Annotated in this window: 6 protein-coding genes; 2 read left to right on the top strand and 4 right to left on the bottom strand. The window is 42.0% G+C overall.

What is annotated here, in order from left to right; genetic code table 11:
* Together WBM49_RS07115 and WBM49_RS07110 are read right to left on the bottom strand one after the other, a co-directional pair.
* Window positions 1-314, bottom strand: a 314-nt coding sequence (locus tag WBM49_RS07115; protein ID WP_424371364.1) for a WD40/YVTN/BNR-like repeat-containing protein, incomplete at its 3' end; no start/stop codon positions are given.
* A gap of 47 nt (window positions 315-361) precedes the next feature.
* Window positions 362-2005 (bottom strand): S8 family serine peptidase, encoded by a 1644-nt coding sequence (locus WBM49_RS07110; RefSeq protein ID WP_424371363.1) that lies wholly within the window; start codon window positions 2003-2005, stop codon window positions 362-364.
* A 157-nt stretch (window positions 2006-2162) separates the two neighbouring features.
* Between WBM49_RS07110 and WBM49_RS07105 the strand changes: the two genes are divergently transcribed.
* Both WBM49_RS07105 and WBM49_RS07100 read left to right on the top strand, forming a co-directional pair.
* Window positions 2163-4400, top strand: coding sequence for a PQQ-binding-like beta-propeller repeat protein (locus tag WBM49_RS07105; protein WP_424371362.1), 2238 nt, complete (start codon window positions 2163-2165; stop codon window positions 4398-4400).
* A 13-nt stretch (window positions 4401-4413) separates the two neighbouring features.
* Window positions 4414-4755 carry a hypothetical protein gene (locus tag WBM49_RS07100; RefSeq protein WP_424371361.1) on the top strand — a complete coding sequence of 114 codons (342 nt, stop codon included), beginning with the start codon at window positions 4414-4416 and terminating at the stop codon, window positions 4753-4755.
* 67 nt (window positions 4756-4822) lie between these two features.
* On the opposite strand, the gene WBM49_RS07095 is transcribed toward WBM49_RS07100, so the two are convergent.
* Complete coding sequence (locus WBM49_RS07095) at window positions 4823-5365, bottom strand: porin family protein (RefSeq protein ID WP_424371360.1); 543 nt, start codon at window positions 5363-5365, stop codon at window positions 4823-4825.
* 138 nt (window positions 5366-5503) lie between these two features.
* A partial coding sequence (locus tag WBM49_RS07090; RefSeq protein ID WP_424371359.1) for an MATE family efflux transporter occupies window positions 5504-6563 on the bottom strand: 1060 nt, incomplete at its 5' end.

The raw sequence follows: 6563 nt of genomic DNA, 5'->3' as shown, positions 1-6563 counted from the left end.
ACCTCTACGGCTCCTATACTTCCTCCAAAAAATCCATCAGAGATATTTTCCCAGGTTCTGCCTCCGTCCATGGTCTTCCAAACTCCGCCGCCTGTAGCTCCGAAGTAAATGAGATTAGGCTGCCCGGGAACTCCGGTTACCGCAGCAGATCTGCCTCCCCGAAAGGGACCTACCAGGCGGTATTCCAGGCTAGAATAAAGTGCTTCAGGAATTGGATCTGAAACAACTGTTTTTGAGCGCCTTTGTGCATTTGTTGTAAGAATTAATGAAAAGAAGGCCATAAATAAGGCCAGTTGATACGTCTTGAAATTCATTTTTTTAAGTGTTCTAGTTCGACTTAAATGTAATAATTAAAGTTCCTTTATCTATCTGTTTTTCCATTTTTTACGTGCAAAGCGTCCGCAAAAAGCAATGCATTATAGGTGTTAATGATTTTTCCAGTTTTACATACCTCCGAAAAAGGAACCATTTTAGTTGAGTTGCCTTCCAGATTAAGTTCAATTTCAAAATTAACCGGTGTGCCGGCATCCAATATTATTGTCTTTATTTCCAGAGATGAAAATTCTGGGTAATACGATTTTATTAAGGCCGCAGTGCCGGCTACAATCGGACTTGAATAAGATGTGCCCTTACTAACTTTATATGAATTTGAAGTGTTGGTCGTATATATTTCATCGGCGGGAGCAAAAATATCCACATCGCGTTTCCCAAAGTTCGAAAATGTGGCAACTAAATGTTCATCAAAATACCGGGTAGTTCCTCCCACCAAAATAAACGTATTAACATATTCTTCTCCCTCAAAATAATCTGTAGGATAATAAGTATCATTATCGATATTTTTGGAGTCATTTCCTGCCGATGAAACAATCAAAACATCATTTTCCCACGCATATTTAATTGCTTCAATGACCCAATGCTCGTTTAAGGACAGGTATTTTCCCCAGCTCATATTAATGATATGTGCTCCGTTATCAACGGCGTATCTGATTGCCAATGCCACGTCTTTATCGTGTTCATCACCTTCCGAGACCATGACAATTGGCATTATTTTAATGTTGTTTGAAAATCCATCAATACCAAGTCCATTATCTCTTGTAGCTGCCAATATACCGCATACACCTATTGAATGTTCAATATTAGCTTCACCATAAACAATGGGATTTCCGTAATCCTTATCTAAAATGTCACGTTCATTCTCATGTAACAGGGCCCGGTCATTGTACTCGATATTCAAATCCCTTATAACCCTATTCTGAAAATATAACTTGTTCCATTGCATATCAGAATCTTCAATACCGTATTCCAAAATGAAATTTATAAAAAAGCTGGTATACTTTTTCAGGGATGGGTTGATGGATTCCAGGTTTTTCAGCTTCTCAGTGGTTATTAGGCTATCATTGAGATGCTTACTAATTAGTAATTTACTTTCCTGGTATAGGTCATAAATGGAATCGAAGGAACTCTTTTTGACAATGGCCTCTTCATATTCGGTTTCTAGCTTCTTTTTAGCCTCGTAGTATTTTCGAAATACGTCAATTTGTTCTTCTGGAATATCTATAATTGTCTTACCGGAAAATTCTTTGTTATACCTTCTTACGAAGCGAACATATTCTGGCTGCTGATATAAAATATCCTCCCCTTCTTTATTTCCAAGGAAATTCCATCCGTTGATATCATCGATATAACCATTTTCATCATCATCAATGCCATTTCCTGGAATTTCATCTTTATTGATCCAAATTCTCCCCTCTAAATCCTCATGAAATATATCAACTTTAGTATCGAGTACCGCAACAACTACCTCAACTCCTTTTTTATCCTTAAGTAATTCATTATGAACTCTGTCTAACCCGGTTCCTGGAATACTATCTATTTCTAGATCTTTTTGATGCCAAAAACGATTAACTAAATCAATAGAATCATTGGTCCCCTGACCAAATGTGAGCATTGGCCAAAATACTGAAAGTGAAAAAAGGTATATTGAAAAGTATTTAAATGTTGGCATGTCTGTATCTAGGATCAGATTTTAAATAATTCGAAAATACGGGAAATGAAAGTATTAAAATGTTTTGGATTCCAGCAGTCCTTAAAAGGCCAAAAAAGGTAATTAATTTACAACAGACAATTTTTCGTACTTTTCTAAAAGTATTGAATTATCCACTATGAGATTAATTCCTCTTGTTTTTTCCAAACATCAATATTCTATTATTTTTTTATATGTTCTCTTCAATATATGCCTCGTAAATCTTATTGGCTGTGATTCAGCAGACCGGGCTGCAGAACTAAAGGAAACTATTTACAATAACCCGGATTTCAAGAACTGGTCTCATTACCTGGGAGATCCTGCACGCACACATTACTCTATTCTCAGTGAGATAGACACTAACAATGTTCATCTTTTGAAGCCTGTATGGCAGTATGAGAGTGGCCCACTGCAACCGGGCAGAAATAGCCAGATACAAACTAATCCGCTGATCATTGGGAATACTCTCTTTGGGATAAATCCACAGAATGCCTTGTTTGCGATAACAGCCGATGCCGGGGAGCAGCTATGGCAATTTACCCCTGACAATAGTGATAAAACCGGCTTGGGACTTAGCAGGGGGTTAACCGTCTGGATGTCTGAAACAGACGAAGCAAGCAGAATTTTCTATGCCTCAGGACACAAGCTGTATGCTGTGGATCTCAATACAGGAGCCCTGGTACTATCTTTTGGAGAGCAGGGCAGTATTGATCTGCGACTTGGCCTGGAAAGAGAGATTAGCAGTGTCCCTATTGTACTTACCACCCCCGGGGTGATTTATAAGAACCTATTGATCCTGGGTGGGCGAACTTCAGAATCGCCCGGTGCTGCACCAGGGCACATTAGGGCCTATAATGTATTGTCTGGTGAGATGGAATGGATCTTCCATACCATTCCTAAACCTAATCAATACGGCTATGAAACATGGCCCAAAGATGCCTATAAAACTGCTGGCGGAGCCAATAATTGGGCCGGTATGGCCCTGGATGAGCAACGCGGTATTGTCTATGTCCCAACAGGTTCGGCGGCTTTTGACTGGTACGGAGGAGATAGGCTGGGAGATAACCTATTCGCCAATTCCTTACTGGCCTTAGATGCTGAAAATGGGGAGCGACTGTGGCACTTTCAAATGGTGCGTCACGATCTGTGGGACAGGGATCTGCCGGCTCCTCCCAATCTTTTTGAAATAGCACACAATGGGGTGATGGTACCCGCGGTGGCCCAGATCACCAAAAGTGGTCATGTTTATATTTTTAACAGACTAACAGGCGCACCTTTATTCCCTATGGAAGAAAAGGAATATCCCAATACTACTTTAGAAGGAGATATAGCTTCCAGAATTCAGACCCTTCCATTAAAGCCGGCTCCTTTCTCCCGTCAAACTCTTTCAGAGAAGGATCTATACGCCCCGGATCAGCCATCCTATGTTGACGATTTTATTGATAAAGCGCAGAATTTTAGTGCTCCTACAGTACGCGAAAAATTGGCGTCCGTAACATCCAGGGGTCAATTTATTCCTATAGATACCAGGGGAGTAATTTTGTATCCCGGCGCCGATGGAGGGGGTGAATGGGGAGGTGCCGCCGTTGATCCTACTACGGGGATCATGTATGTCAATGGAAACGAAATGGCCTGGATAGTGAGGATGGCCAAAGTAGGGGAAAAAGACGGTAAACCTTTGAGTCCGGGTGCCACGCTGGCACAGATCCATTGCGTTCGTTGTCATGGGGGTGAATTTCAGGGAATGGGAGAGATTCCTGAATTACGACAAATTAAATTGCGGATGAGTGCTGCGGAAATAGAAAATGTGATCTCTAAAGGCAAGGGCGCCATGCCAGCCATGCCAAATTTAACAAAAGATGAAACCTCCATGATCTCTGCTTTCCTGACAGATCAAAAAGAAAAAGAGTCAGAGGAAAAGGATCGCCGTACAGAAAGATCAATTAAGAGTAATTACGCCATGGTAGGCTTCGGAAGATTTAAAGATGACCGGGGATATCCCGTAATGAAACCACCATGGGGAACCTTGAATGCCATAGACCTCAACACCGGAGAGTATCTCTGGAAGATCCCCCTGGGGCATGAAGAAAGCCTGGAAGATCCGAACGTTCCGGTTAGTGGTCTTGAAAATTACGGTGGCCCGGTTATTACCGCCGGTGGGGTATTATTTATTGCCGCTACCAAGGATGAAAAATTAAGGGCCTTTCATATGAAAACCGGGGAGTTATTATGGGAAACCAGGCTGCCAGCCGGGGGTTATGCCACTCCGGCTACCTATGAGGTAAATGGGAAACAGTATCTGGTCATAGCATGCGGAGGAGGCAAAATGGGGACCAAGTCTGGAGCAACCTATGTAACATTTGCCCTACCCAAATAAAACTGTAATTACAATGAAAAAATTCGACTGGAAAAAAGTGTTTTACATCTTCGGGATTGTACTTTTCTGTGTGGGCACTATAGACCCGCTGGAGGGAAGTGTACTCATTGTATTTGGTAGTATTATACTGACATTTATAACCAAAAGAAACAATGATCGTCATAGAAAATGGTTTATGCTCAATGCCGTATTGATCACTTTTGGAGTAATCTTTTTATTTTATTTATCCTCGTTGGGAGGGTTTGGGGGAACTTCAGAATTATCATGGTGGTGGGGATTATTAATACTCCCTTATCCCATTGGTTGGCTACTTCAGGTAATTCTTTTGCTTATGCGGGCAATTGGCAGAAAATGATCAGGGTCTGAAACAAAAAAAGGAGGGCAGTAACCCTCCTCTTTAAAATGTGTGTCACCTTTATTATTTAAAAACGGTACCCAACACCTAGCTGAAATCCTTTGGTTTTCAAAGTGAAATCGCCAAAACCTGGATCTTCATCGGCAATATTTGAAAGCCCTAAATTGTATCGGGCATCTGCGAAAAATCCGCCAATTACTTCAAAGGCTGCTCCAAAGTTAATTCCAAAATTGGAGGTTTTTAATCCATCGGTTCCTCCTTCGGCATCTACCAAAATCCCCAACTGAGGACCTGCCTGAAGATTAAAGCCTTCTACGATGTAGTACTTTAACATCAAAGGAACATTTACGTAACTGATATCCGCGTCCTTTGCGCCTTCAATAGAATATTGTAACTCTGGCTGAAAATGTACTTTCTCCGAAATTCCAACATCTACCAAGCCCCCAATAAAAAAACTGGTTGCTCCATCAGGCGAAGCGCCTTCAGAATCGAAGGAAATTTTTAGGTTGGAAAAATTGGCTCCAGCCTTTACACCAAATGTAATTCCTTGTGCCTGAGCGTTACTTATGAACGCAATCACGGCCACTATACTAATGATCATTTTTTTCATTGGATACTTTTATTTAGGTGGTTAATACTGATATAAAATTATATCAAAATTGGACATCTTACACATTTATTTTTACGATCCGAAATACTCCAGAAGCTTTTAATTTCACATGCTAGGATTGATTTGGCTATTGCCTGCTTACTTCTCCATGAGGGAGGTTCTAACTTCTTTGCGGAGGTAGTAACCCGTCACAATTGTAGACAGGGTATCTGCAATAGGAAAGGACAACCATACCCCAAGTTCTCCTAAATACATGGGAAGAATAAGGACCAAGGGAATAAAGAAGAAGCCTTGTCTTGTTAAGGTAAGCAGGAGCGCCGGAACGGCCTTCCCCACTGCCTGAAAGTAGGCAGCCCCGATAAGTTGAATAGCAATAATTGGCGTTGCCGCAAATACCCAGCGCATGGCAGATGGTGTGTTTTCTAACACAAACAAATTACTGGCAACTTCTGCAGCAGACATGCCCTCCCTGTTGCTAAGGAACCAACCTGTGATCTCTGCCGGGAAGATCATAAGTCCAATAAATACAATGGTGGCCACAATTGCTGCGTAAGCAATGGCCGTGTTGATACTTTCACGGACCCGCTGATATTTTTGCGCTCCGTAATTGTATCCTGCAATGGGTAAAAATCCCTGGGTAACCCCGAAAACCGGAAAGAGGGCAAACATCAAGGTTCTGCCTATTATGGCATAAACCGCCACCATAGATTCACCGCCCAGATCAAATAATATATTGTTCATTAAAAGGTAGGTGACACTGGTCACTGCCTGTCTGGAGAGCGTGACGAAACCAAGAGAACCTATCTCTTTCAGTATGGGAAGGTGAAGACCAAAATCTGAAAGCCTGATCTTCAGTTCCGAATTCTTAGACAGAAAAAAGTACAAGATATACCCAAAACAAAGGAGGTAACCTCCGGTGGTGGCCCAGGCTGCGCCCGCCATCCCCCAATCGAACACATAGATAAACAGGTAGTCCATCAGGAGGTTTCCTACGGAAGGTATGATCATGGCGATCATGGCAAATTTGGGCTTACCTTCTGCACGGATTACGGTGTTCCCCATCATACACAGGGCCAGGAATGGGACTCCGTAGAGTACAATGGTATAATAGATCTTCGCAGGTTCGAAGATGCCTCCTTTACCACCAAAGGCCGGGATCAGACCATCGGCATAGTACAAGCCCAGTGCTACCATGGAA

The sequence above is a fragment of the Muriicola sp. genome, from assembly GCF_049669965.1.
GTDB lineage: Bacteria > Bacteroidota > Bacteroidia > Flavobacteriales > Flavobacteriaceae > Muriicola.
This window is presented reverse-complemented; position numbering and strand designations above follow the sequence as displayed.